The following is a 24,793-nucleotide window of genomic DNA, read 5'->3' as shown; positions in this document are numbered from 1 at the left end:
ATTCTATTGTCGGATTTTCTTGGTTTGCCGATTCCACTCGGTCCTGGAAAGTTTAAATCTTCACACAACGTTCGTTGTGTATACCCCTCGCTGGAAAACTGTATCTCTCGTCACCCTTTTTTATAGAGTTTTAAATTCCATGAAATTATCTGAAGTCAAAGAAAAAATATTAACCAACGAAACTATAACGGTTGAAATGATGCGCAACCCGGCTGAGTTATCGGAATGGGTTGTTTGGATTCGTGAAAGTGACGGCAAAAGTTTTCTGTTGATGAATGAGTTTGATGTTGCAATTACTACTACCGATGCGAATAAAATTCTTCTGTTATTGCGTTCTGTTGGTGTTAAACAAACCAATGTTGTTCTTTGATGATTTTTTTATGACACTGAAATTTTTATTAACAGGTGCTTCAGCAATGCCCGAAGGAAAAATCATACACAGTACTAGTGACACTTACGGCAATATTTTGGTTGTTGATTACCCTCGCTATCGGGCATTAAGTTTTGATTCTATTTATGAGCAAAGTGGATATTATGTGGAAAAACCCTATGCACTTGTACATGAATACACGCGAATCATGATGTTAGTTTTGGGCTTTATAGAGCCTCGCCATACCACGTTGTTGGGGTTGGGTGGTGGTAGCTTATTGCGGAGTTTGCATCACTATTTATCGCACTGCGATTTTCACGTCATAGAGTTGCGTGCAAAAGTTTATGAAATTGCACGGGATTATTTTGATATTCCTGATGATAACCGTGTGTGGGTATCTATTGAGGATGCAGAATTGAAAATGAGGTCTGCCAAAGATGGAAGCACCGACGTTATCTTTGCTGATATGTATGATGCGTATCACATGAGTCCAGCACAAGGGCAAAAACAATTTGTTCAGGAGTGCTGGCGAACCCTGAGTAAAAGTGGATGGTTAGTAATTAATTATCATCGCTTGCCTGATAAGAATTCTTCATTTTTTGACTATTTAATTAGCTATTTCAGCACCATCATGGTGTGCTCTGGTGAGTACGGTAATCATATTCTGTTTGCTTGTAAATCACCGAGTATCGATTACGATCGTGCTCCGATTATGCTGAAAAAAATGGAAAAAATATTAAATGAAACCTTCATGCCTTTATTCAAGCGCATTGAACATATCACAGTTTAACTGTATTTACCTTTTGGGATAAATCTTATGGCTGCAATTATTACTGTTATCAAGGGGGATGGCATAGGCCCAAGTATTGTCGATGCCGCTATTCAAGTTCTCAATAAAGCCGGTTGTGACTTTTGTTATGAATATGTCGATGCTGGACTTATCGCATTGGAAAAAACCGGACAGTTGTTGCCACATTTAACTACTGATGCCATTACACGCAATAAAGTGGTGTTGAAAGGACCGCTCACCACTCCAATTGGTGAAGGGTTTACTTCAATCAATGTGAGTTTGCGTCAAATTTTTTCTCTTTACGCTAATGTTCGGCCGGTAGTTTCTTTTGTTGGTACCAAGGCGCGCTACGACAATATCGATATTGTCACTGTGCGTGAAAATACAGAGGGGCTTTACTCAGGAGTAGGTCAGTTTGTCTCAAGTGATGGGGAAATTGCTGAGGTCACCAGCATTGTTACCCGTCGTGCATCGGAGCAAATTGCGACTTTTGCCTATGAGCTTGCACTACGTGAAAAACGCCGTAAGGTCACCATCGTACACAAAGCCAATATCCTAAAATCTACTTCAGGCTTGTTTCTCAAAACGGCACGTGAAGTTGCCAAAAATTATCCGGCCATCGAAACCAATGAAATGATTGTCGATAATGCCTGCATGCAATTAGTGATGAACCCGCACCAGTTTGACGTGATAGTTACCACTAATTTATTTGGCGATATCATTTCTGATTTGTGCGCTGGATTGGTGGGCGGGTTAGGTATGGCGCCCGGTGCCAATATCGGTAAAGACTATGCGATTTTCGAGGCTGTACATGGTAGCGCGCCTGATATCGCTGGTAAAAATATTGCAAATCCTAGTTCAATGATCCTGGCATCAATACAAATGTTGCAATACCTTAAATTATTTGAACCAGCTGAGCGCATTAAAAAAGCACTGCGGGACACTATTCAGGCTGGTGATAGAACGACTCCCGACTTGGGAGGGGGGGGAACCACAACCGATTTCACGGAGGCAGTCATTAGTCGGTTATAACCTATGCTTGATGTAATAATCTTAATTCTAAACGCTGGTTTTTAGGGGGCGTCAGGCTCGCCTCTGATCCAGGGTTTCCTGCCGTGCAGTGTGGCATGTTCCTAATCGCTATTGACACCTGAGTTTAATTTGTATTTCTTGAGGCAATTCTCAGAGCTGTAGATGCATTATTGTCAATTGGTCGTTTATGTTTCCTCATGAAACCACCAGCATAGACATTAAAATTAAATTTAGTTCTCTACATAAAAGACCCTTTGGAATTCATAGGTAGAATGGGTTAATTTTGTAGGTGCTAAACTGATTAAAAATGTTGGGTCGTCAACATTAGCATATGATGACTTGTTGCTGAATTGGCAAAAAGAGGAAATGCAATGACTGCATCTAATGGACTTCCATTTATTTTGGGGGAGATAATATTTATCTTGCTCGTCGCGTGTATCTTTCTAACCTTTATAGCAATAAAGTTCAAAAAAAGACATGATGAAATAGAATTGGAATATAAAGAGCTTCGTAAGCGAACCAGGCATATTCTGAATGAGTTAAATTTTGCTGATCAAAATTTTATTCCAGAAAAACTACATGGAGATACTGTTGGCATTTTTCTTCACAGTATTACCCAATATTCTATTGAGCGATTCAAGAAGTTTGTGCCTGGTGGGATTCCCAGTTTGTCAGCGGATACCCCGTTCGGGGCAAAGATTGCTGCATTACGCTATCTTGTTGCGAGTGCCGAGGCGGAAAACCGCACCAAACAAAACAGTCCAGAAAATTGGCTGGTTCTTGAAAAAAGGTTGGCTGATATCGTTCGTTGGGTGCGTAATATGCCAAAGCAACAAAATTATGGAGGGGGGCGAATCAAACAACTGCAAGAAAAAATCGATAGCTTGAAAAAACAAGAAGTTGAAAACTCACGATTAAAACGTCAACTGACTTTGGCTAGACAAAAAAGTGAATCTCTCGGTCAGCAAAATAAAAGCCAGCGAGATAGTATTCGCAAGCTACAAACTATGATCAATGCTTTCCAGCGTGCTTTTCCTGATACTCATTTTGCACTCTCTTCTGAAAGTGATGATCAGGAAAATGCTGCATACCAACGCCATGAGCGAGCGACTCACGCTTATGAAGGTAGCGTGTTCCAAATAACCAATATCAACGATATCAGCCAAAAAAAGCAGGGCTTATTAAATCAGATTGCAGAAGATTTTAACAATTCGTTTGCCTATCTTGGAAAAAGTGAACGTGAAAAATTTGAAGAAAAAGTGAAAGCACTGGAGTTGGATATTCTCAAGTCAGACCACCATATCACCAACTTGCAGAAAGAGTTAAAAATGGCGCGTGAAAATATCCAACAATTCAAGCAGGTGGAATTGGATGAAGCCAATTATGCGGTGTTGGAGAATGATCTTGCGGATGGCGCTGTGTTACAAGAAGAGCATGTCGGAATGGCTTCCTGGGTGGAAGGTGGTGGGCCACAGCGTTCATTAGAAGAAATAGAAAAGCTGCGTAGCAATAATCAAAACCAGCGGCAGCTTATTCTGGAATTAAACTCAGAAATAAACGTATTGCGTGAATCAATGTTGGCCACTGATGACGAGGTTCTCAAAGAGGAGAAAGGCCAAGAAATTATCAAGTTGGAACGGTTGGTAAAAGAATGTGAATACTGTATTGAAACTTTGGAAAGCGAAGTGGAATTGCTGCGCGATCAAATGACTGATGAGCAAGAAAAACTTCAGCATCCCGATATTGAGCGGCTCAATCGTGATATTGAGCATATGTCCGCGCAGTTACATCAAACAATAGAACAATGCTCAAAGGCTAATACAGTTAATAAATTTGCTACCCAATTGCTTGAGTGCAACAACATCGAGTCAATTGCCCAATTGCTAACCGCCACACTGCAATCTATGAATGTTGCGTGTGGTTTTTATCTGAACAGCGATTTGGGTAACATAGAGCACTATTCAGATGGTAAAGGCACACCACAAGAACAAAAATCACTTAAGGCACTGGATAGCACTAGCGAAATTGGCTATGTAAATGAAGGGATTTTGTTTTTTCGTCCCCATGTGCGGCTAATTGTAAGAGATCCGCCAGACGAGGATGAGGCGCAAGCATTGTTGGAAACAACGCTGGATACGATGGTTCAGTTGGCCAATTCAAAAATAGGTTTGATGGATTCTCAGATTAAATTAGCGAAACATGATTCTGCCATGAGCTCTGCTTTGCATAAAATAACGGGAACGCTGACGCAAATTAAATCCCGACATCATGCTCAATCAGCAGATGCAAAGGCGATTATTCTCGACTTCACTCGTGAGATAGAGCTTTCAGTAAAAGCAATGAAGCCATCGCCTGCTGTCAAGGCGGTGTTTGATAATGCTATTGGTGAGTGTTTTCAGCGTATGGATCAGATGTTGAGTGAGAGTAAAACGATTGATAAATACACACAGGATATTATTGGTTTGTTAGAAAAGAAGTAACGCCCGGTTTTATGAGAGTTATTGCGGTGTTGGTGCATTGGTTGATATTGCTGATGATTTCATGCGCTCTGTAAGGCGATCAACAATCAGGCGATGCTCTCGCTCTAACATTTTGTGCTCGTGAATATCCACTGTGCCGCCATACCATTTAATTATCTCACCCTGATGATTAAATACTGGCTGTGCTCGCGTTAAATGCCAGCGATACTCGCCATCATTGCGTCTTATTCTGAACTCAATAACATACTCAACACCATTTTGGACTGACTCTTTCCAGTAGGCTTCAGCGCGCTCTGCATCATCTGGATGTAACAAACTAAGCCAGCGCCCGGGTTGGACAAGTTCTTCAATATCCAGGCCCGTAAAGTTGCAAAGCGCACGATTAACATAATCTACAACGCCATTAGCTTCTGCGCTCCAAACAATAATAGGCATGGCATCGGCTAGATTGGAAAACTTATCATTACTTTGTTTAATTAAATGCTCGACCTGTTTTCGTTGGCTGATGTCTTGTATTGCTCCTTGAATACAGATAACTTTTCCGTGTTCATTCGTTAGTGGCATACCAATAATACGCACCCACAAGGAACTATTTTCGCGAGTCAGTAGTTGAGCTTCGCTATCAAAAGAAGTGCCTAGCTCAATGCAATTGCGCAATTGTTTACGTACATATTCACGCTGATTTGGGTGATAAAAATTTAGCATTTCTTCAAGGCTTGGGTGATATCCGGGAGGGAGCTGGTGCATATTGGCAAGCTCATCTGTCCAGCTGACTTGCTCATTCGGTAGGCTAAGCGTCCAACCGCCCAAGTGCCCCACCTGGCTCGCAATACGCAACAATTGATGTTGCTCGGAAAGTTGTTCCTGAGTGGCAATTAACGCATCTGTAATTGCATTTAAACGCTGAAAGTTAACGAGTAGCCAAAACGATAGGGTGGCCGTAAACACGATGAGTAAAATAGATAGCAACCGGTTGCCAAAAATCGCATTCAAGCTGGGAGTTTCGCCACCAATAGACGATATCAACATACCTATCAAGGTTAGTACCACTGCACTGAGAGCTGTGGCGAGCAAAAATGCACGGCTACCGCAAACTAATGCGATCAATATTAATGGGCTATAGAGCATGCCGTGGGCAAATCCCAACGGTGTCAGCCAATCGGCTGCAAAGATGACTGCCAAACCAATTACACTGATCCAGCGGCAAAGTGTGCGGGATAAAAACGGATAGGGTAATAAACTCTCTGTCATCACATACCTCTTGCAGATTGCAGTCACCCGTACAATAAAAATAGCACTGAAAACACAGTCCGGTCACGACCTAGTCATTCATCAAGGCTGAGCTAAACTTTGATTTTATGCCAGCTATTTATCAGGCTTTTGACGAAAAAATTTGCAGGGCACTTTGTTATGGTTACAGGCAAGCATTCCGCCGGTGGATTCATGTCAATACGCTTCTGGGTATGGGGGTTGGCATTCACCGCGCTGCTGTGCTGCATGCTGCTTGCTACCTTGCAGGTTTATCATAAATATCAAAGTACTTTCACAGTTAAATCCAGTGAGTGGCCTTTTTATACGGCAGTTGCACTGGCTTTTTTGTTGCTGATCATTGTTTTTGCAATAGCCTGGCTGTTTGAAATATCGCGTACGCATAACAACCAGAATCTGGCTGAACGCGAAACCCATTTTCGGGAGTTGGCAGAAACCATTACGGAAGTGTTTTGGTTAACCGATATCACCAAAGGCAAGATGCTTTACATCTCTCCCGGGTACGAGCGTATATGGGGGCGGCCTTGTGATTCGTTATACCAAAACCCTGCTGCCTGGCTGGAACCTATACATCCCGATGATCGGCCTGCGTTATTGAAAGTATTACCGGATCAGGTGCGTGGCAATTATCGCTGTGAGTATCGCATTATTCGCCCCGACGGCAATATTCGCTGGATTGAAGATCGCGCATTTCCCATCTGTGATGAGTCTGGCAAGGTTTATCGCATTGCAGGATTGGCTACCGACATTACCCATCGTAAACATATTGAAAAGCGACTGCGTCAGCAAGAAAACCAATTGCGTCAGGCCGCACGTATTGCACGATTGGGTAGTTGGTTCTGGGATGTGCGCAGCGACAAAGTTGTTCTGGATGATGAAGTTTGCAAAATCCTGGAGTTGCCACCCAATACTCAAATGCCATTACAGCAAGGGTTGGATATGTATCCTCCGCGCTGGCGCAATCTGATTGTGACTGCGGTTAATCGTTGTCTTGAGCAGGGCATCGCTTACGATGAGGAGTTGCAAATTATTACTGCCGGTGGCCGCTACTTGTGGGTTCGCACACAAGGCGAAGCCATTCGCGATGCACAGGGAGTTGTGATTCGCCTGGAGGGATCATTTCAAGATATTAACGAACAAAAACACACGGAAAACTTATTGGCTCAAGGTGGACAGCGCTTGCAGCAGTTGGCGAATGCGCTGCCTATTATTATTTGGTCAGCAACAACCGATGGCACTATTGATTATGTCAATGATCGTTTTAGTGAATATACGGGTCTGGATCAATCCCAAATTTCAACTCAACAAGACTGGCTGCAAGTTATACACAGTGATGACCAGTTGCCCGCCGGCGCAGCCTGGCAAAATGCAACGCAGCATAGCGCAATGTACCTTACTGAATTCCGGTTGCGCGATATCAACGGCAATTATCGCTGGCACCTTGCCAGAGCGGTGCCGGTATTTAATGCACAGCGTGAGATTGTGCGTTGGTACGGGAGCGCAATTGATATTCACGATACTAAAACCAATGAAGAAAAAGCCCAGGCATTGGCTGATCGTTTAACCGTAACACTGGAAAGCATTACCGATGCATTTGTGACAGTGGATACTGAATGGCGCTTTACTTACATTAATCAGGAAGCTGAACAATTACTGCATCGATCGCGCGCAGAGTTACTTGGCAGAACTATGTGGCATGAGTTCCCCCAAATCAAAGATAGCGATTTTGAGTTCCACTACAAAAAAGCAATGAGCGAGCAAGAAAAGGCATCGTTCGAGGCCTATTATGCGCCGTTGCAAAAATGGTTCAGTGTGAATGCTTATCCTTCAAGCGAAGGTTTAGCTGTTTATTTTCAGGATATAACCTTGCGTCGTGCAAATGAACAGCAATTGCGATTGATGGAGGCGTGCATTGCGCATATGAATGATATGGTGATTATCACCAATGCTCCTTCATCACAAGAAGATGGGCCGGAAATTATTTTTGTGAACACCGCTTTTGAAAAAGTGATGGGTTATAAAAGAGAGGAAGTTGTCAACAAAAATCCTCGCTTTTTAAGATCCAGCGATTCACCTCCAGAGGAGCTCCATAAGGTCAAAGACGCGCTGAAAAATTGGCAGCCTGTCCGGGCCGAATTGATGAATGTTACTAAAACTGGTGAGCAGGTACAGGTAGAAATTGATTTGGTGCCTATCACCGATAGCAATGGCAAATACACTCATTGGGTTGCGGTTGAGCGTAATATTACAGAGCGAAAACGTATTGCTGAATTAGAACAAGCACATCGATTGGCAGAACTTGCCAGTCAGGCGAAATCCAACTTTCTTGCTGCCATGAGTCATGAAATACGCACACCGATTAATGGTGTGATTGGTATGATTGAAGTGCTGCAGCAAACACAATTGCGCGGATATCAAACAGATATGATTGATATCATTCGTGACTCAGCTATGTCGCTATTAAATATTATTGAAGATATTTTGGATTTCTCCAAAATCGAAGCTGGACGATTAGAGTTGGAGTCTAGACCTTTTTCACTAATAGAAACTGTGAAAAAAGTTGTACAGCTGATGGAGCCGGTAGCCGCTAACTCCAACGTAATACTAACAGTCACCAACGATGCTAATTTATTTGGATACTTGCGTGGCGACGAGCAGCGTGTACGTCAGATACTACTGAATTTGATGAGCAATGCGATTAAGTTTTCCAGCAAGCAGAAGCAACAAGGCATGGTGCAGCTTAGTACTCATTTGATTGCGCAGGATGAAGCGTTAATAGCACTGGAAATACGCGTAAAAGATAATGGAATAGGTTTGAGCCAGCAACAGCAAATGCGATTGTTTAGGCCTTTTGCTCAAGCAGATGCTTCTACCAGTCGTCATTTTGGCGGGACTGGCCTTGGCCTCAGTATTAGCTATGGTTTAATTCAATTAATGCATGGCAGCATTCGCGTGATCAGCGAATTATCTCAAGGTGCAGAGTTTATTGTGAATTTACAATTGCCGAGGGAAAACAAACCGCCACAGATTTTGAGTTCTGCTCCTGTAGAGGCAATAAATTATGTTTCAGCAAGCAGAACAGGAATGCAGCCAATACTAGTCGTGGAAGATAACAGCATTAACCAAAAAGTGATTGCTTATCAATTGGAGTTGCTAGGTTATTCTGGCGATATGGCGGCTAATGGCGCACAGGCTTTGGAGAAATGGCGACAACAAAAGTACTCGCTGATATTAACAGATCTGCACATGCCTGAAATGGATGGTTATGAATTCGTGAAGCAGCTTCGGCAAGAGGAACTAGCGTCTGGTTATCGCACGCCTATTATTGCGTTAACTGCAAACGCTTTGCGCGGTGAAGCGGAGCGCTGTTTTGGTTTAGGAATGGATGATTACCTCACTAAACCTATCACACTGGAAAGTTTGGCATTCAGTTTAAAAAAATATCTTTCCCCAGCAGAATCTATTTCTTCAATATCGGAAATTCATGATGATCACAACACTTACGCCCAGGTGTTAGATTTTCCTGAAGGCGTTGCCGATGCTGTGGATTCTGCCCATCTGAATTTGTTAATTCTGCAAAATCTGGTTGGGAGTGATGCAAGTACAATTAAAGAATTTTTAGCCGAATTTCTGGTCAGTGCGCAAACATTGGCAGGTGCCATCGTTAGTGCTTATGACAATCGCGACTGGTCACAGCTCAGTACCAGTGCACATACACTCAAATCATCGGCACGTGCAGTTGGAGCGCAACAACTAGGCAATATTTGTCAGGGAATTGAAGCTGCTGCCAAAAAGCCAGCGCCTGAGCAAATTGCCCATGAAATGGCGCTGTTTGGTCCTGCTTATGCAGCGGTTGAAAACGAAGTGAACCATTATCTGACACAAATACACTAAGGCTATAAGTACTTATGGAAATTGCGCAATACATTAACGTATTAATACTGATTTGACTTTTGCTACCAAGGTTTTTCGATCAAAAGGTTTAGCAATAAAACCTGATGCCCCCGTTTTCATGCTTTGTACTACAATTTCTTTTTGGTTTGAGCCTGAAAGCATAATCACAGGTGTTTGTTTAAAAACAGCAGTGGATCGTAAACGTTTAAGAATTTCCAAGCCGTTCATTCCTGGCAACTCGATATCAATTAATATCAATGTGGGGCGTAGTGTGCGCAACAACGATAGTGCTTCTGCGCTGGTTGCAGCAGTCACTACAGAGAACCCTTCTTCAGTTAATATTTTGTTTTGTATTCGCCGCTGAAATTCATGATCTTCAATTAACAGTACGGTCCCTTCTTTACTGGCTTTTACTTTGACAGCGGCGCCATTGATCTCCGGTAATAATTCGCGTCTAACCCGTTCGCCCCATAGGCTCAGCCATTTCGGTAGTGCATCCCCCTCCATTGGTTTTGAAATAAAATAGCCTTGTGCATAATCGCATTGGGCATTGCGTACAAATGCCCAATCTTTTTCTGATTCAATGCCTTCTGCCACGACTTTCATGGATAAACGTTTGGCCAGGTTCAAACTGGTTTCAAACATTGCACGAATACGTTGATCTGCCCATGCGCCAGTGACAAAACTCTTATCAATTTTGAATTCATCAAACGGAATATCCCGTAACTGCGCCAGTGATGAGTGGCCAGTCCCAAAGTCATCAATAGACAAAACAAAGCGCTTCAGGCGCAAGCGCGCTAATGTATCCAACGTGATTGTCGGATCTTTCATTGCGCGGCTTTCGGTAATTTCCAGTGTAATATCTTTTGTGAGCAAGCCTGCATCGGCCATAATTTTGGAAAAATTATCCGCAAAATCCAATGAGGCCAAATTTTCCATAGAGACGTTAATTGCCATGGGAATATGCAGTGACAATGCCTGCCATTGTTTATACTGTTGCAGCGCTTCGGTTAGCACCGTGCTGGCTAATTGATCGATCAGGTTATTGTCCTCAGCGATTGGGATAAATTGCTCTGGCCCCACCAGGCCATCAGTGGGGTGATTCCAGCGCACCAATACCTCTACACAGTTAAGTTTGCCATTTTTAAGTGACACTATAGGTTGGTAGGTATTAAATAATTGCCCTTTTGAAATGGCTAAAGCCAGCTCGTCGGCAGAATAAGTTTTTAATTCTGTTGGAATAAATGTTGATTGCGTATCCAGTTGTTTGAGTAATGGGATAATGGATTCCTGCGTTACCGGTTTTTGTAGATGCCCCAGAATGCCAATCTGGCGCGCAGCAATTAATTTTTCTGCACTGATTAACATGCGCTCATCTTCACCGCTTATTAAAATAATATTGCCCTTAAAATGAGTAGTCTCCAAAGCCCGGACAAATTCAATGCCATCCATTTCCGGCATGTTTAAATCCAGTAGAATTAAATCGATTGGTGGCTCTGCATGCGAGAGTGCTTCCAAACCTGCTGCGCCGCTATCGCAGCAGCTTACATTGATGACACCATTTACAGTCAAAATTCGCTGCATGATTTTCAGCATAAATGTATCATCATCGATCACTAACGCATTGATTTTTGATAAATCGATGGGACCCGTATCTTGATTCATATTAATGCAGACGTTCTGCGTCCTCTCCTGTGTTATTGAGGTGTTCGGCAATCAGTTGTTCAACACCATGAAATTCATTTTCAAAGTCGCAATAGTGGTTTGCTAATTCTGTGCTCATTTTTTTATTGGCATAAAACTCCATGTGCTCACATATTTTACCTAAAGCCAAGGCACCCACTGCGCGTGAAGATGATTTCAATTTATGCAGTTGTCCAGCTGCGGAAGGGTAATCCTCTTGTGTTATATTGTTGCTAATTTGTTGTTGAAGTTGGCGTGCATTGCGGAGGTAGTCGCGTAAAAATTCGTTGATAACCAATTCATCATCACCAACCAGATCGCGCAAAATGTTGACATCCAATTGTGCAGTTTCAGTATGAGTCATTACTGGAGCATGCGGCTCGTATGAAACTATATTTAGCTGGTCATGTTGTGTCAGGTAGCGATCCAGTATTTTCTTCAAATCAGGTAGTAATGCCGGTTTTACCAGATATTCATTGGCGCCAAGCTGCGCGCATTTTTCTGCTTCATCGCCCATTGCATTAGCACTGAGTGCGATGATAGGTATGTTATTAATAGCTGCATCGGAACTGCGTACTTTACGAATTAATTCATAACCATCCATAACCGGCATATGGATGTCAGTAATCAACATGGCGTAGTGTTCATGGTGGAGGCGTGCAAAAGCCTGTTCGCCATTGTCGACAATATCTACTGCATAACCTAATAACCCGAGTTGTCGGGCAATGAGTTTTTGATTGGTCTCATTATCTTCAGCTAACAATAATAGACGGCCTTGCGCCAACGCATCAGAGCGCAGGGGAGGTATAAAGTCCTGTTCGTGATGGCCGCGTATTTGTGGCGTAGTTAGTTGCTTCTGCCCAATTGCAATCTGAACTGCTTCAAAAAAACGTGCGCGCCCAAGACAATTCCCATCGATAAAGCAATTGCCATGTTCGTCGCGTCGCAGCTCACGTCGCTGGCCTCTGCCAATAGTTAGACAATAAATCTGTGGATGTAAAGATTGAATGGTATTGATTAAACCATTTGGCGTGAGCTCGGTATCTTTTTCGCAGTCATCAATTAATACCAGAATTTGATAGTGCATATACTTGCGTTGGAGCTCCTGCCAATGTATTAATTCTGCTGCAAAAAATTGCACCAACGTTGCTCCGGCAGATTGCAAATACTCTGCCCAGATTGACGCCATGTCACTGTTGCTGCCCACTACAATACTTAGCAGTCTACTAAAATGCGGCTGCGCAACCAGTTGTTTATCATTTTGAGATATTAAAAAAGGAATGCGTACAGTAAATGTTGTGCCGCTACCTTCGCGGCTACGCACTTCTATTTCACCTCCCATCAATTCAACCAGATGTCGCGTGATGGTTAGCCCAAGGCCTGTTCCACCGTAATGACGTGTGGTAGATGCATCCGCTTGCATGAACGGTGTGAATAATTGCGCAAGCGTTTTCTCTGACATACCAATACCGTTGTCAGATATTATGAATGCGATTGTAAGCGTGTCATGGGTTTGTGTTTGGGGTTTGATACTGATTCGAACTTTTCCATAGGGTTGTGCGTTTGCTGAGAATTTAATTGCATTGTTTACAAGGTTAATTAATATTTGGCGCAATCGCAGTTCATCGCCGATTATTCTTTCTGGTAACGCTGAATCAATATGGAGCGACAGCTCGACATTTTTCTCCAGTGCCATACGATCCAGTAATAAACTAACGTCTTCGAGATTTTTTTCTGGCGAGAAGAGGGTGTTGTCCAGCGCAAGTTTGCCGGATTCTATTTTTGAGAAATCCAGAATGTCATCAATGATATCCAGTAGTGAATTTGCGGAGTTGCGAATAATATCCACCATTTCAATTTGGTAGCCTTTCAGGCTGGTTTGATGCAGCAGATCCACCATACCGATAACGCCACTAATAGGTGTACGGATTTCATGGCTCATGGTGGCCAAAAAGTTGGACTTGGCCTCATTGGCCAGTTCAGCAAGCTGCCGGGCGTGTTTTATTTCTTCTATTTTTTTTCGCTCGGTAATGTCTCGTTCTACTGATACCCAATGGGTAAACCAACCGGTTTTGTCAGCGATGGGAAAAATATCCACTTCCAACCAAAACTCTTCACCGGCTTTAGTGTAATTAATTAGCTCTGCACGTACAGGCTGCCATTTTCGCATGGCGGTTTTGATTTTATCCAATTCATTGCGCGGCGTATTTGGTCCCTGCAAAAAACGAGGCGAACGCCCGATGACTTCATTCAGGGCGTAGCCAGTTTGCTTAATAAATGCATCATTTGCATAAATAATGCGAGGGCCCGGCTCTTCAATTGGTTCTGCTTCTGTAACAACAATTAGATCGTTCATGCGTGCGATGCACGCTTCCATCAATCTTAGTTGGTCATCTTTTATTCGTCGTTCAGTAATGTTTTGAAAGTAAACGCTAATCCCTTCTGTAGATGGATAAGCATTGACGCCGAACCATGTTTTGAGTGGGGCGTAATACTCTTCAAATGCAATCTTTACCCCATTATCCATAGCCTTGTGATAATTAAATTCAAAAGCTGTACCTACCGCTTCCGGAAATTCTTGCCAGATATTGTTTCCCAATAGATCATCGCGCCTTCTTTCCAGTAATCGTTCCGCCTCAATATTAACGTATGTAAAACACCAGTTTTTGTCCAGTGCAAAAAAAGCGTCGGTAATGCTTTCCAGTGTTGACTGTAAGCGCTTTGTTAATTGTTTATTTTTCTCATGGGCAATTTTATTCTCTGTAATATCATCAACCACACCAACAAACGCGAGCGGCTTTTGCTCGGCATCGCGCAGCATGGATACCTGTGCGCGCACCCAAATAATATTTTTTTGTTTGGTTATGCATCTGCACTCTAAAATAAAATTCGGGCATTGATTTTTATATAAAGATCTTAGTTTGATTTGTATTTCAGGAAAATCATCCGGGCAGAGAATGTCTGCCAGAGTTGTGCGCGACATTTCTTCAGCTGTGTAACCAAACAAGCTGAAATAATAGGGATTAAACAATAAATATTTTCCATCCAGGGTTGATACTGCGATACCTGTTGCTGCTGCAGAAATAATATCTTTTACGCGATTGTGCGCTGCATGTTCTGATGACAAGCGTTCGCGTCTGGTATTTAAATTGTGAATGGCTTGTTGCGCGAGAACCGACAAGGCTTTAATGGTTTCATCCCGGTAAGTATTGGGTTTGCGATCAATAACTGCGAGAGTGCCTATCGCAAAACCATCGGGCGAAATTAATGGAATCCCCAAATAAGATCGAATCCAGGGGGTGCCTGTGACCAAGGGATTATTAACAAAACGTATATCAGTTGTTGCATCTTCTATAAAAAATGGGGTCGTGTGTTGAATGGCATGATTGCAGAATGCGATTTCTCTTGGTGTTTCGCGCACATCCAAACCATATACAGATTTAAACCATTGCCTTTTTTCATCAACAAGAGTTAACACTGCAATGGGAGCGGCACAGACATGCGCAGCAAGCCATGTTAGCTGATCAAAATCTGCTTCAAAGTCAGTATCGAGAATGTGATAAGAGTGGAGACAGCGCAGGCGGTGAAATTCATCCATTGGGAATTCATCCATCGTAGTGATTCGCATTAACGCTTTGTGAATTCATACTAGCACACAAGCAAGATTTGGCTTTGCTTAGGCTAAAATATCAGGAGTGTGTGTATTTATATAACTGTAGGTGATTTCAATCTGAATGATATTTTCTGCACCGGTTTACTCTTGCAATTACCTGTCAATTGTCCGGTATTGATCATCATCTATACTTTCCGAAGATGCTGACTTTTTGGAAATACGTATGGATCATTTAGCCACCCGGATTAGCGAAGACATTATCAATGCTATTAATAGCGATCAGTTAATTTTGCCCACGTTGCCAGAGGTTGCATTGAGGGTACGCGCCGTTGCGGATGACCCCACGGCCGACATTGAACATTTGGTGGGTGTAGTTGGTTCTGATCCGGCGTTGAGTGCCCGTTTGATTCGAGTGGCCAATAGCCCTTTGTTGCGTGCTGCAAGACTGGTCGATAATTTGAACGGTGCATTGATGCGTCTGGGTATTGAATATGCGTGCAATATGGCAACAAGTCTTGCGATGGAACAAATGTTTCAATCTACTTCTGACATCATTGATATGCGTATGCGCGAGGCGTGGTTTAGATCAAGCCAGGTTGCGGCGATTAGCTATGTGCTGTGTAAACACTACACGAATTTGAACCCTGATAAAGCGATGCTCGCTGGAATACTTCATCAAATTGGTGTTTTGCCAATTCTCAGTTTTGCGGAAGATCATCCAGAGTTGCTAAATGACAGCATTACTCTTGATCGCATTATAGAAAATATTCATGCACCAATAGGGCGTTTGATCTTATCGCATTGGGGATTTGATGAAGATATCCTCTCAATTCCAGAGGATCATTTAAAATTTTATGAGGTTAGGGAAAAAGTGGCTTATGCGGATTTAATTACCATTTCGGTATTGCAATACGACTTCTTTAGGGACAGTCGCGTTTCTTCACTGGATTTTTCAAAGATATCGGCTTTTGATCGCTTGGGTTTGGACTGTAATATTGACATTGGAGCATCGCAATCGCTTGCTCTTGATGTAGAAGCCGCAGAAGATGTGTTGCGAAGTGATGGAATTTAGCAATAGAGTTTGTCGGGATTCAGCCTTTCTTTTGATATCAGGTGGATTGCGAAATTGATTAACCTATATCATGCATTTTCAAACCTACACAATAAACCTTAAAAGTCTTGGTATTCGCAATACCTATGAAAACGTCAATTGCCAGGAATTCATGAAAATACTGATTATCGAAGACGATCCCAAAATACGGACCTATGTAGGAAAGGGGTTAAAAGAAGCGGGGCATGTCGTTGACCTGGCTGAGGATGGAGAATCAGGCCTTCATCTGTGCATGAATGAAAAATACGATGTGCTTATCGTTGATCGTATGTTGCCAAAGCTCGATGGACTTTCATTGATCAAAACGCTACGAGGCAGTGGAAATCTGACGGGCGTTTTGATCCTGAGTGCGCTTGGCGATGTGGACGATAGAGTGGCGGGTTTGCGTTCCGGTGGTGATGACTATCTGGTTAAACCTTTTGCTTTTGTTGAATTACTTGCGCGTGTTGAGGCATTGGGTAAACGCTCATCTTCACTTCCGTTAGCGCAATCAACACTGCTCAAGGCGGGGGATTTGGAAATGGATCTTCTTGCACGCAAAGTGCGGCGCAACGGAAAAATAATTGAATTGCAGGCGCGTGAATTCAGGCTGTTGGAATATCTTGTCAAATTCAAGGGGCAACTGGTTACCCGCACTATGCTTCTCGAAGGGGTATGGGATTATCACTTTGATCCACAAACCAGTGTGATTGATGTGCATATAAGCCGCCTGCGTAAAAAGCTTGGCGATACAGGAAACACCTTAATAAAGACGGTGCGCGGTGCAGGATACATTATCGATGAAAGTGTCTAGGCGCTATGTTGATAGCTCCAGTTTCAAAATGGCTTTGCTGTTTACCATTCTGCTTTCTGCGTCAGCAGCTATCTTATGTTATTTCCTGATCGAATTTGGCCGACGCGATTTCCTGCGCGAAACAGAAGCTGCGATCGATATCGAAATTAGCATGCTCTCCAGTTTTGAAAACACGGAGGAGCAGCTCTTGCCATATATCCAGCGAAGGGCAAAAGACGACGCCGTTGTCCGATTCCGATATGAAAATCAAAAGGGGCTTTTGCTGGGCGGATCCGTTGACCCTATGCCTGAGCACATGCAAAAAATTACGGAAGGCGTATTAGGTTTTGATTTGCTGACTGCTCATGGCGAGCAGGCATTTGCAGCAAAAATTCATACATTCGAAGATGGTTCCCGCATTCTGGTTGCACGTAATGTGCACGAGCTTATTGCGAGTTATGAACGGTTAATCCATTTAAGCTGGCTGATCATGATACTGATGTTGGTAGTGGTATTGGTGAGCTTTGGTATCAGCCACTTTGTGGTAAGCCGAATTAACCGGATTGCTGCTACGGCACAACACATAGTTGAAACAGGCGATTTATCGCAGCGCCTTGCTATCGATAGCCGCTGGGATGACCTTAGTAATCTCTCAGAAGTGCTGAATGGTTTTCTGGCGAAAATTGAAGATTTAATGAACGGCGTGCGCGAAGTCAGCAACAATATTGCCCATGATTTACGCACCCCTTTAAGTGGTCTTCGTGGCGATATTGAAGCACTCAAGCATCGCACTGTACACGAGGAACAGATCGATACACTGCTGTCTGATGTCGATCATATTCTTGCGATATTTCATGCTTTACTGCGCATCGCCAATATCGAAAAAGGAAAACGTAGCCTGCATATGGTTGAAGTGGACTTGGGCAGGATTATTCAGGATGTGGCTGAGCTTTATGAGCCGCTTGCCGAAGAGCGAGAGATCAGGTTTGATCTTCGTACCAGCGGCAATGTGACGATTAAAGGTGACGGGGATTTGTTATTCCAACTGTTTGCCAATCTTGTCGATAACGCCATTAAATTTGCACCGGAGCAATCTGTTATCAACTTGTCGGTTGCTCGGGAAGGGCAGTTTGTGGTGGTGTTAATCCAGGACCAGGGGCCAGGAATTGCCGACGACGAAAAAGAAAAAGTGTTTAAACATTTCTATCGTGGTGATGCCAGTCGTAGTACGCCAGGAAACGGATTAGGGTTAAGCTTGGTGCGTGCAGTTGCCGGGCAGCATAAAGCACGGATCAGTCTGGATAATGCATCGCCCGGCTTACGGGTACGTATTCTGTTCCAACCTTACCAATAATTTAGGATTGCGTAAGTTTGTGCCAAAGGCATTCGTCATAAAGTGGTAGCTGACCTCGGAGGGAAATGCTTTGACACAAACAACCCGAAAAAAAATAGCCATCATCGGTACTGGTATCTCTGGTCTCGGCGCCGCATCACTGTTGTATCCTCACCATGACATTACTGTGTATGAGAAGGGCGCATACCTAGGTGGGCACAGTAGGACGGTGGAGGTTAAAACCCGCGACGGTATCACACCTGTTGATACCGGTTTTATTGTGTTCAACAAACGCAATTATCCTTTGCTTACACGCTTGTTTGAATATTTACAGGTGCCTATTGCCAAAAGTGACATGTCCTTTGGCGCAAGTATCGATAATGGATGGCTTGAATACGGCACGCGTAGATCCGGTGATTTTTTTGCGCAAAAACGCAATCTATTGCGCCCTGCATTTTGGGGCATGATTGCTGACATCCTCAAATTCAATAAAAGCGCAAACGCTTACTTGCTTAAAGATCCTTCGTTCACACTGGGCGATTGTCTGGATGATCTGGGGATGCGCCCCTGGTTCCGTGATTATTTTTTGCTGGCGATGGGTGGCGCTATTTGGAGTACGCCCATCAATGAAATGCTCAAGTTTCCCGCCAGTACGTTTATCCGCTTTTTTGAAAATCATGGGTTGCTTACCATTAACGACCATCCCCAGTGGTATACGGTGCAGGGCGGTAGCCGCGAATATGTTCGCCGCTTGTCTGAGCCATTCAAGGAGCATATCCACCTCAATCGGGGTGTTAAAAAAATCAAGCGCGAAGAGGCAGGCGTTATTCTTGAAGACCTCTGTGGGGACATTCGTGTTTTTGATGAGGTCGTTTTTGCATGCCATGCCGATCAAGCGCTGAACATTATTTCTGACGCGAGTATTGAGGAGCAATCCATACTCTCAGCATTCAGTTATCAGCCTAACCGCGCGGTGTTACACAGTGATACCAGTTTTATGCCCAAGCGGCGTAAGGCCTGGGCGAGTTGGGTTTATCTGTCGGAGGGCAAGCGTGACCAAAACCCCAGTGTTTCGCTTAGTTATTGGATGAACAATCTTCAGCCTTTGGGGACTGCCCAGCCGTTAATTGTGACGCTAAATCCCGGGCGCGAACCTGATTCAGCGCTGATCTATGACGACGTTATGTTCGAACACCCCGTGTTTGATGAAGCTGCGATAACCAACCAGTCAAAAATTGATGGCCTTCAAGGCCTCAATCGCTTGTGGTTTTGTGGTGCTTACCAACGTTACGGTTTTCACGAAGATGGTCTTGGTAGTGCAGTAAAAATGGCAGGGTTTATGGGTATTTCTCCTCCATGGTAATAACACCTCAACTTTACACAGCACGGGTAATGCACAAGAGGCTTTTTCCCAAAAAAAATGCGTTTCATTACGGCATTTATTATTTTGCATTACCGCTGCCGGCTACCCCTGTGCCAGGTTTGCTTGCCAGTTTTCACCGGAAGGATGTTGGCCGACGCGATGGCAGTGATCCGACACCTTGGGTGAAAGAAATTCTGGCTGATTACGGCCTGGATCAGACAACAAATAATATTATTTTGCTGACCATGCCGCGTGTGGTCGGTTATGTATTTAATCCTGTCAGTTTTTACTTTTGCCTTGATGATCAGCATACATTGCGCGCGGTACTGTGCGAAGTGCATAACACCTTTGGTGAGCAACATAGTTATTTGTGTGCAAACCCGGACCACTCGCCAATTGGTGCAGAGCAATGGCTGGAAGCAGAAAAAGTATTTCATGTTTCGCCTTTTCTGAATCGTGCTGGCACTTATAAATTTCGCTTTGATCTGAATGCCGACAAGCTGCGTATCTGGATTGATTATTATGACAGTGACCAGCAAAAACAGCTGGTGACTTCGCTAGTGGGCTCTTTCACGCCATTGACTCGGCAAAGCGCGCGACAAGCGTTTTTGCGACACCCCCTTGTGGCAATGAAGGCAATGTTGCTGATTCATTGGCAAGCGCTAAAGTTGGTGATGAAAGGTATTGGCTACATAGCCAAGCCTGCACAACTGGCCACCAAAATTACCGCGAGCCGAAACCTTAACAAAATGTAAGCCAGGGGAAATTCAAAGGACAGGCAACCAAGGCTATAAAAGAGAAAAAGAGGATGAATACTATGTTTGATCGGCACCTTACTAACCGTTTTCTTGCAGCGCTTGACCTGATCGAATACGGGGCGATCGAGGTGACAACACCTGAAGGAAAAACCTACTCTTTTAAAGGTTCAAAGCCGGGCGCAGAAGCACAGCTTGATATTCGTGATTGGCGTTTGGTGGGCGCACTTGTGCGTCATGGTGATATCGCGCTTGCTGAGGCTTATCGCGATGGACTGTGGGATTCAACCGATCCAACCCAGGTATTTCTGTTTGGATTGCAAAACCAGTCAGTGCTGGATGATTACATCTGCGGTAATGCTTTTGGCAAGTTCGCCTCGCGCATCGCGTACTTTTTCACGCGCAACACATTGCAAGGCAGTAAGAAAAATATTCATGCCCATTACGATATTGGCAATGATTTTTACTCCCTCTGGCTCGATCCCTCGATGACTTATTCATCAGCAATTTTTGCACGGGAGGATGAGAATCTTGAGCATGCCCAAATGCGCAAATATGACCGCATGATCGACCGGCTAAGTGCTTCTGGCAGTCTTCTGGAAATTGGTTGTGGCTGGGGAGGTTTTGCCGAGCGTGCACTGCAGAAAGGTGACTACGCAATCAAAGGTCTGACCATTTCTGAAGCCCAACATGAGTTCGCGGTAAAACGCGTGGGTAGAAACGCCGTTATCGCACTTGAAGATTATCGTCATCAAACTGGCCGTTACGACCAGATCGTTTCTATTGAAATGTTTGAGGCCGTTGGTGAGAAATTCTGGCCCGTCTACTTCGCAAAATTAAAATCGCTTCTTGCAAGTAAAGGCAAGGTGATGGTTCAAAGCATCACTATTGATGATTCGTCATTTGATCGCTATCGGGTGAGTGGTGATGCGATCCGTACATTTATATTTCCAGGCGGTATGTTGCCATCGTCTTCGCGCTTTCGTGAAGAGAGTGCAAAAGCAGGTCTGCGTGTAACAGACGAGTTCGCGTTTGGAAAAGATTATGCACGTACCCTGACACACTGGCTCGATAATTTCGATGAAAAAATCCACAGCGTCAAAGCCATGGGATTCGATGAAAAATTTATCCGCATGTGGCGCTTTTACCTGACCTGTTGTATTGCATCATTCCAGCATGGAAGAACGGATGTGGTGCAATGGGAGCTTGAACATGCAAGCTAGACTGAAGTCGGCACTGGGTGTTTTTTTTATTCACGCATCCAGTGTGTTTGCGTCTGAGCCAATCAGTCACTCTGTGCCTGAAGCATCTATAGTAGGGCAGGGTGTGTTTTCTTACGCGTTTTGGGATGTTTATGAAGCAACCCTTTATGCGCCGAAAGGAGAGTGGAGTTCTGACCAGCCGTTCGCATTATCGATTGAATATTTTCGTGATATCAGCGGCAAAGAAATTGCGGATAGATCAGTGCAGGAGATGCGCAAGCAAGGTTTTTCTGACGAAGTGGCGCTGGCGGCATGGAACACGCAAATGAAATCTATTTTTCCGGACGTAAAAGAGGGGATGGTTCTGTCTGCCATTTATGTTCCTGAAAAACACACAACTTTTTACCACGGAAATGAAATCGCAGGTGTTATCAAAAACGACGATTTCGGCAAACTATTCTTTGATATATGGCTGGGTGAGAATACATCCGAACCATCGCTGCGTCGCGCGCTCTTGGGGTTGCGATGAATGCCGGTGCAATCACAGCGAAATCGCTTTTTGGATACGGTTTTATTGCTGTGCCTGTCGCATTTGCCGGTTTTCCGCTTTACATTCTTGCGCCTGATTTTTATGCCACACACTATGGCCTTTCGCTCACATTGCTCGGCACTTTGCTATTGGTAATTCGTTTGTTTGATGCAGTGCAAGACCCATTGATTGGCTGGCTTACCGATCGCTTCCAACAACACTTATTTGCTTTTCTTGTAGTGGCTGGAGCGATTTTATGTCTAGCTATGTATGGGCTGTTTAATGTCAGGTTTTATTCGGCAGCGATGTGGTTTTGCCTGTGCATGGTGTTTGCAGTAACTGCATACAGCGTGCTAACTATTGTGCTGGGCGTCAAAGCAACACTATGGACGCAGGATGCCGCTGAGCAAACCAGAATTGCAGGTGCACGTGAATCCTTTGGTCTGATTGGCCTGGTTATTGCGGTATCTACTCCTGCACTGTTGTCTTATTTTGTTAATCCCGACAATGTGTATCTTTGGTACACGATGATGCTGTCTATTTTAATGATGGTAGGAGTCGCGTGTTTTTTTCTGTTAGCTTCCCGCACAAATGCATCTCTGATTCGAGTTAATAACCACAACATCAAGGTTCCCGTTTTATCTCCATTATCCGCATTGCGCGCTTTACCCGCAGTAAGTGTGCAGCTATTTGTTGTGTACGCGATCAGTATGCTTGCCTCTAGCATCCCTTCCGTGTTGGTCATTTTTTATGTGCGCGATTTTCTGGGCGCAGAGCATTTAACCGGATTATTTTTATTGCTGTATTTTCTGTCGGGTGCAGCGGCAATGCCGTTATGGAAAAAGTTGAGCGTGAAGTTTGGAAAATATAAGGCGTGGGGCTTGGCAAATGTTCTTGCTGTCGCCGGTTTTATTGGTGCTGCCTTGCTGGGTGCTGGTGATGTATGGGCATTTGCCGCTGTGTGTGTTTTTTCAGGCCTTGCATTTGGTGCTGATCTGACATTGCCGCCATCAATATTGGCTGATCATATTCATGCCCATAGCAATAGTAATTATGCCGGATCGCATTACGCGATTCTCGCCTTCATTATTAAAGCCAGTTTGGCGTTGGCGTCGGCTATTGTGCTACCTATTTTGGATGCAGCAGGATTCCATCCGCAATCAACCAATTCTGCCACTGCCCTTAGCGTACTTTCGATTAGCTATGCCGTTTTGCCTTGCATTTTAAAACTGGTGGCGGCTGGTTTTCTTTATGTGTTTTTTATTCAATCCCACTCAGGAGGAAAAAATGAAAATCATCAGAATCACAGCCATTCTGGGAGCACTCATGATGCTGGGTAGTTGCGCGGGAAATTCCCTTGATCATTACAAAGACACGACCCCACGTGCCGATATCAAAGAATATTTTAATGGCCCCATCAAGGCCTGGGGAATAGTTCAGGATTGGCGCGGCCGTGTAATACGCCGTTTTGATGTAGACATGGTAGGTGAATGGAAGGGCGATGTCGGCACATTGACGGAGTACTTCAATTACTACGATGGGGAAAAACAACAGCGTATCTGGACCATCAAAAAAATGTCTGATGGCACTTATCAAGGGACCGCATCCGATATTATTGATACCGCAACCGGTAAGATTGAAGGTAGTGCAGTGCGCTGGAATTATGTAATGGATCTTCCTGTTGATGACACAACCTATCACATTCGTTTTGATGACTGGATGTGGTTGATGAATGATGATGTATTGATCAATCGTTCATACCTCAAAAAATTCGGGTTCACAGTCTCTGAGCTCACCATCTTTATGCAGAAGCAAAAATAATGATGACCTCATATGAAAATCAGGTTGTCTGGATAATTGGAGCCAGCAGTGGAATTGGTGCTGCGCTGACACGCGAACTTTTCAAAAGAGGGGCTTTGTTGGCATTGTCTGCCCGGCGCAAGGATGACTTGGATAAATTAAAACTTGAACTGGATGATTCAAGTAAAGTGTTTGTGCTTGATATTACAGATCCGGATACAACATTGCGCACTGCACATGCAATACGTGCTGCTTTTGGCCGCATAGACCGGATTATTTTTCTGGCAGCCGCCTATGTGCCGATGAAAACAACAGAGCTGGATATTGCAGTCACCAAAGGCATTGTTGATACAAATTTGACCGGGGCATTCAACGTGGTACACGCCGCTGTGCCTATCCTCAAATCCCAACCAAACAAAGGGCAGTTAGCCTTGTGTGGCAGTGTTGCAGGCTATATAGGCTTACCTGAAGGCCAGCCCTACAGTGCCACTAAAGCGGCGCTGATTAATCTTGCAGAAAGTTTGCATGCAGAATGTAGGGGGTTAATTGATATAAAACTCATCAATCCCGGATTTGTCAGCACTCCATTGACCGACAAAAACCGTTTTGAAATGCCAATGATCATCACCCCTGAGCAGGCCGCCAGCGCAATTGCCGATGGTTTGTTATCGCGCAGTTTTGAAATTCACTTCCCTAAAAAATTTACGCTGCTACTAAAGCTATTGCGTTTGCTTCCATATTCGTTGTCGCTTCGCATCACTCGCAAATTAGTTTGAAAAATAGTTTCTTTAGGCAGT

General features: G+C 43.9%; 18 protein-coding genes. 15 read left to right on the top strand and 3 right to left on the bottom strand.

What is annotated here, in order from left to right; translation table 11 throughout:
* Nucleotides 1-139: 139 nt before the first annotated feature.
* The 4 genes from B2739_RS16145 (at nucleotide 140) to B2739_RS16130 (ending at nucleotide 4,672) form a co-directional block, all read left to right on the top strand.
* On the top strand, nucleotides 140-370 hold the full coding sequence (locus tag B2739_RS16145; RefSeq protein WP_331346880.1) for a hypothetical protein: 231 nt from the start codon (nucleotides 140-142) through the stop codon (nucleotides 368-370).
* A gap of 10 nt (nucleotides 371-380) precedes the next feature.
* Nucleotides 381-1,160: a methyltransferase domain-containing protein gene (locus B2739_RS16140; RefSeq protein WP_331346879.1), complete on the top strand. Its 780-nt coding sequence runs from the start codon at nucleotides 381-383 to the stop codon at nucleotides 1,158-1,160.
* A gap of 27 nt (nucleotides 1,161-1,187) precedes the next feature.
* Nucleotides 1,188-2,192 (top strand): isocitrate dehydrogenase, encoded by a 1,005-nt coding sequence (locus B2739_RS16135; RefSeq protein ID WP_331346878.1) that lies wholly within the window; start codon nucleotides 1,188-1,190, stop codon nucleotides 2,190-2,192.
* Between the two features lie 371 nt (nucleotides 2,193-2,563).
* A complete protein-coding gene (locus tag B2739_RS16130) occupies nucleotides 2,564-4,672 on the top strand; it encodes a hypothetical protein (RefSeq protein ID WP_331346877.1) in 2,109 nt (702 codons plus the stop codon).
* 18 nt (nucleotides 4,673-4,690) lie between these two features.
* On the opposite strand, the gene B2739_RS16125 is transcribed toward B2739_RS16130, so the two are convergent.
* Complete coding sequence (locus B2739_RS16125; protein WP_331346876.1) at nucleotides 4,691-5,923, bottom strand: PAS domain-containing protein; 1,233 nt, start codon at nucleotides 5,921-5,923, stop codon at nucleotides 4,691-4,693.
* A gap of 192 nt (nucleotides 5,924-6,115) precedes the next feature.
* Here B2739_RS16125 and B2739_RS16120 point away from each other — a divergent pair, with 192 nt between their 5' ends.
* Nucleotides 6,116-9,835, top strand: a complete 3,720-nt coding sequence (locus B2739_RS16120) for a PAS domain S-box protein (RefSeq protein ID WP_331346875.1) — start codon at nucleotides 6,116-6,118, stop codon at nucleotides 9,833-9,835.
* Between the two features lie 33 nt (nucleotides 9,836-9,868).
* Here B2739_RS16120 and B2739_RS16115 read toward each other — a convergent pair whose 3' ends face one another.
* Together B2739_RS16115 and B2739_RS16110 are read right to left on the bottom strand one after the other, a co-directional pair.
* Nucleotides 9,869-11,500: an EAL domain-containing protein gene (locus B2739_RS16115; RefSeq protein WP_331346874.1), complete on the bottom strand. Its 1,632-nt coding sequence runs from the start codon at nucleotides 11,498-11,500 to the stop codon at nucleotides 9,869-9,871.
* 1 nt (nucleotide 11,501) lies between these two features.
* Nucleotides 11,502-15,116, bottom strand: a complete 3,615-nt coding sequence (locus tag B2739_RS16110) for a PAS domain S-box protein (RefSeq protein ID WP_331346873.1) — start codon at nucleotides 15,114-15,116, stop codon at nucleotides 11,502-11,504.
* 238 nt (nucleotides 15,117-15,354) lie between these two features.
* On the opposite strand from B2739_RS16110, the gene B2739_RS16105 reads away from it, so the two are divergent.
* From B2739_RS16105 to B2739_RS16060, 10 genes are all read left to right on the top strand, one after another.
* Complete coding sequence (locus B2739_RS16105) at nucleotides 15,355-16,203, top strand: HDOD domain-containing protein (RefSeq protein ID WP_331346872.1); 849 nt, start codon at nucleotides 15,355-15,357, stop codon at nucleotides 16,201-16,203.
* A gap of 151 nt (nucleotides 16,204-16,354) precedes the next feature.
* A complete protein-coding gene (locus tag B2739_RS16100) occupies nucleotides 16,355-17,035 on the top strand; it encodes a response regulator transcription factor (RefSeq protein WP_331346871.1) in 681 nt (226 codons plus the stop codon).
* A complete protein-coding gene (locus B2739_RS16095; protein WP_331346870.1) occupies nucleotides 17,022-18,368 on the top strand; it encodes a HAMP domain-containing sensor histidine kinase in 1,347 nt (448 codons plus the stop codon). Before B2739_RS16100 ends, B2739_RS16095 begins: the two co-directional genes overlap by 14 nt.
* 70 nt (nucleotides 18,369-18,438) lie before the next feature.
* A complete protein-coding gene (locus B2739_RS16090) occupies nucleotides 18,439-19,710 on the top strand; it encodes an NAD(P)/FAD-dependent oxidoreductase (protein WP_331346869.1) in 1,272 nt (423 codons plus the stop codon).
* Nucleotides 19,704-20,465, top strand: coding sequence for a DUF1365 domain-containing protein (locus B2739_RS16085; RefSeq protein WP_331346868.1), 762 nt, complete (start codon nucleotides 19,704-19,706; stop codon nucleotides 20,463-20,465). The genes B2739_RS16090 and B2739_RS16085 overlap by 7 nt, the downstream gene beginning before the upstream one ends.
* A gap of 62 nt (nucleotides 20,466-20,527) precedes the next feature.
* A complete protein-coding gene (locus B2739_RS16080; protein ID WP_331346867.1) occupies nucleotides 20,528-21,688 on the top strand; it encodes a cyclopropane-fatty-acyl-phospholipid synthase family protein in 1,161 nt (386 codons plus the stop codon).
* Entirely contained in the window at nucleotides 21,678-22,196 is a 519-nt protein-coding gene (locus B2739_RS16075; RefSeq protein ID WP_331346866.1) for a chalcone isomerase family protein, read from the top strand. Before B2739_RS16080 ends, B2739_RS16075 begins: the two co-directional genes overlap by 11 nt.
* On the top strand, nucleotides 22,193-23,536 hold the full coding sequence (locus B2739_RS16070) for an MFS transporter (protein WP_331346865.1): 1,344 nt from the start codon (nucleotides 22,193-22,195) through the stop codon (nucleotides 23,534-23,536). Before B2739_RS16075 ends, B2739_RS16070 begins: the two co-directional genes overlap by 4 nt.
* Nucleotides 23,484-24,017, top strand: a complete 534-nt coding sequence (locus B2739_RS16065) for a DUF3833 domain-containing protein (RefSeq protein WP_331346864.1) — start codon at nucleotides 23,484-23,486, stop codon at nucleotides 24,015-24,017. The genes B2739_RS16070 and B2739_RS16065 overlap by 53 nt, the downstream gene beginning before the upstream one ends.
* A complete protein-coding gene (locus B2739_RS16060) occupies nucleotides 24,017-24,772 on the top strand; it encodes an SDR family NAD(P)-dependent oxidoreductase (protein WP_331346863.1) in 756 nt (251 codons plus the stop codon). The genes B2739_RS16065 and B2739_RS16060 overlap by 1 nt, the downstream gene beginning before the upstream one ends.
* Nucleotides 24,773-24,793 lie beyond the last annotated feature (21 nt).

The sequence above is a fragment of the Cellvibrio sp. UBA7661 genome (assembly GCA_002483365.1).
Classification (GTDB): Bacteria; Pseudomonadota; Gammaproteobacteria; order Pseudomonadales; family Cellvibrionaceae; genus Cellvibrio.
Note: the sequence above shows the minus strand (reverse complement) of the source record. Positions and strands in the feature narration are given on the sequence as shown.

Bases quoted from the DNA above. Each gene is read 5' to 3' on its own strand.
- B2739_RS16145 (WP_331346880.1), top strand. From the start codon at position 140: ATGAAATTATCTGAAGTCAAAGAAAAAATATTAACCAACGAAACTATA.
- B2739_RS16140 (WP_331346879.1), top strand. From the start codon at position 381: ATGACACTGAAATTTTTATTAACAGGTGCTTCAGCAATGCCCGAAGGA.
- B2739_RS16135 (WP_331346878.1), top strand. From the start codon at position 1,188: ATGGCTGCAATTATTACTGTTATCAAGGGGGATGGCATAGGCCCAAGT.
- B2739_RS16130 (WP_331346877.1), top strand. From the start codon at position 2,564: ATGACTGCATCTAATGGACTTCCATTTATTTTGGGGGAGATAATATTT.
- B2739_RS16125 (WP_331346876.1), bottom strand. From the start codon at position 5,923: ATGACAGAGAGTTTATTACCCTATCCGTTTTTATCCCGCACACTTTGC.
- B2739_RS16120 (WP_331346875.1), top strand. From the start codon at position 6,116: ATGTCAATACGCTTCTGGGTATGGGGGTTGGCATTCACCGCGCTGCTG.
- B2739_RS16115 (WP_331346874.1), bottom strand. From the start codon at position 11,500: ATGAATCAAGATACGGGTCCCATCGATTTATCAAAAATCAATGCGTTA.
- B2739_RS16110 (WP_331346873.1), bottom strand. From the start codon at position 15,116: ATGGATGAATTTCACCGCCTGCGCTGTCTCCACTCTTATCACATTCTC.
- B2739_RS16105 (WP_331346872.1), top strand. From the start codon at position 15,355: ATGGATCATTTAGCCACCCGGATTAGCGAAGACATTATCAATGCTATT.
- B2739_RS16100 (WP_331346871.1), top strand. From the start codon at position 16,355: ATGAAAATACTGATTATCGAAGACGATCCCAAAATACGGACCTATGTA.
- B2739_RS16095 (WP_331346870.1), top strand. From the start codon at position 17,022: ATGAAAGTGTCTAGGCGCTATGTTGATAGCTCCAGTTTCAAAATGGCT.
- B2739_RS16085 (WP_331346868.1), top strand. From the start codon at position 19,704: ATGGTAATAACACCTCAACTTTACACAGCACGGGTAATGCACAAGAGG.
- B2739_RS16080 (WP_331346867.1), top strand. From the start codon at position 20,528: ATGTTTGATCGGCACCTTACTAACCGTTTTCTTGCAGCGCTTGACCTG.
- B2739_RS16075 (WP_331346866.1), top strand. From the start codon at position 21,678: ATGCAAGCTAGACTGAAGTCGGCACTGGGTGTTTTTTTTATTCACGCA.
- B2739_RS16070 (WP_331346865.1), top strand. From the start codon at position 22,193: ATGAATGCCGGTGCAATCACAGCGAAATCGCTTTTTGGATACGGTTTT.
- B2739_RS16065 (WP_331346864.1), top strand. From the start codon at position 23,484: ATGAAAATCATCAGAATCACAGCCATTCTGGGAGCACTCATGATGCTG.
- B2739_RS16060 (WP_331346863.1), top strand. From the start codon at position 24,017: ATGATGACCTCATATGAAAATCAGGTTGTCTGGATAATTGGAGCCAGC.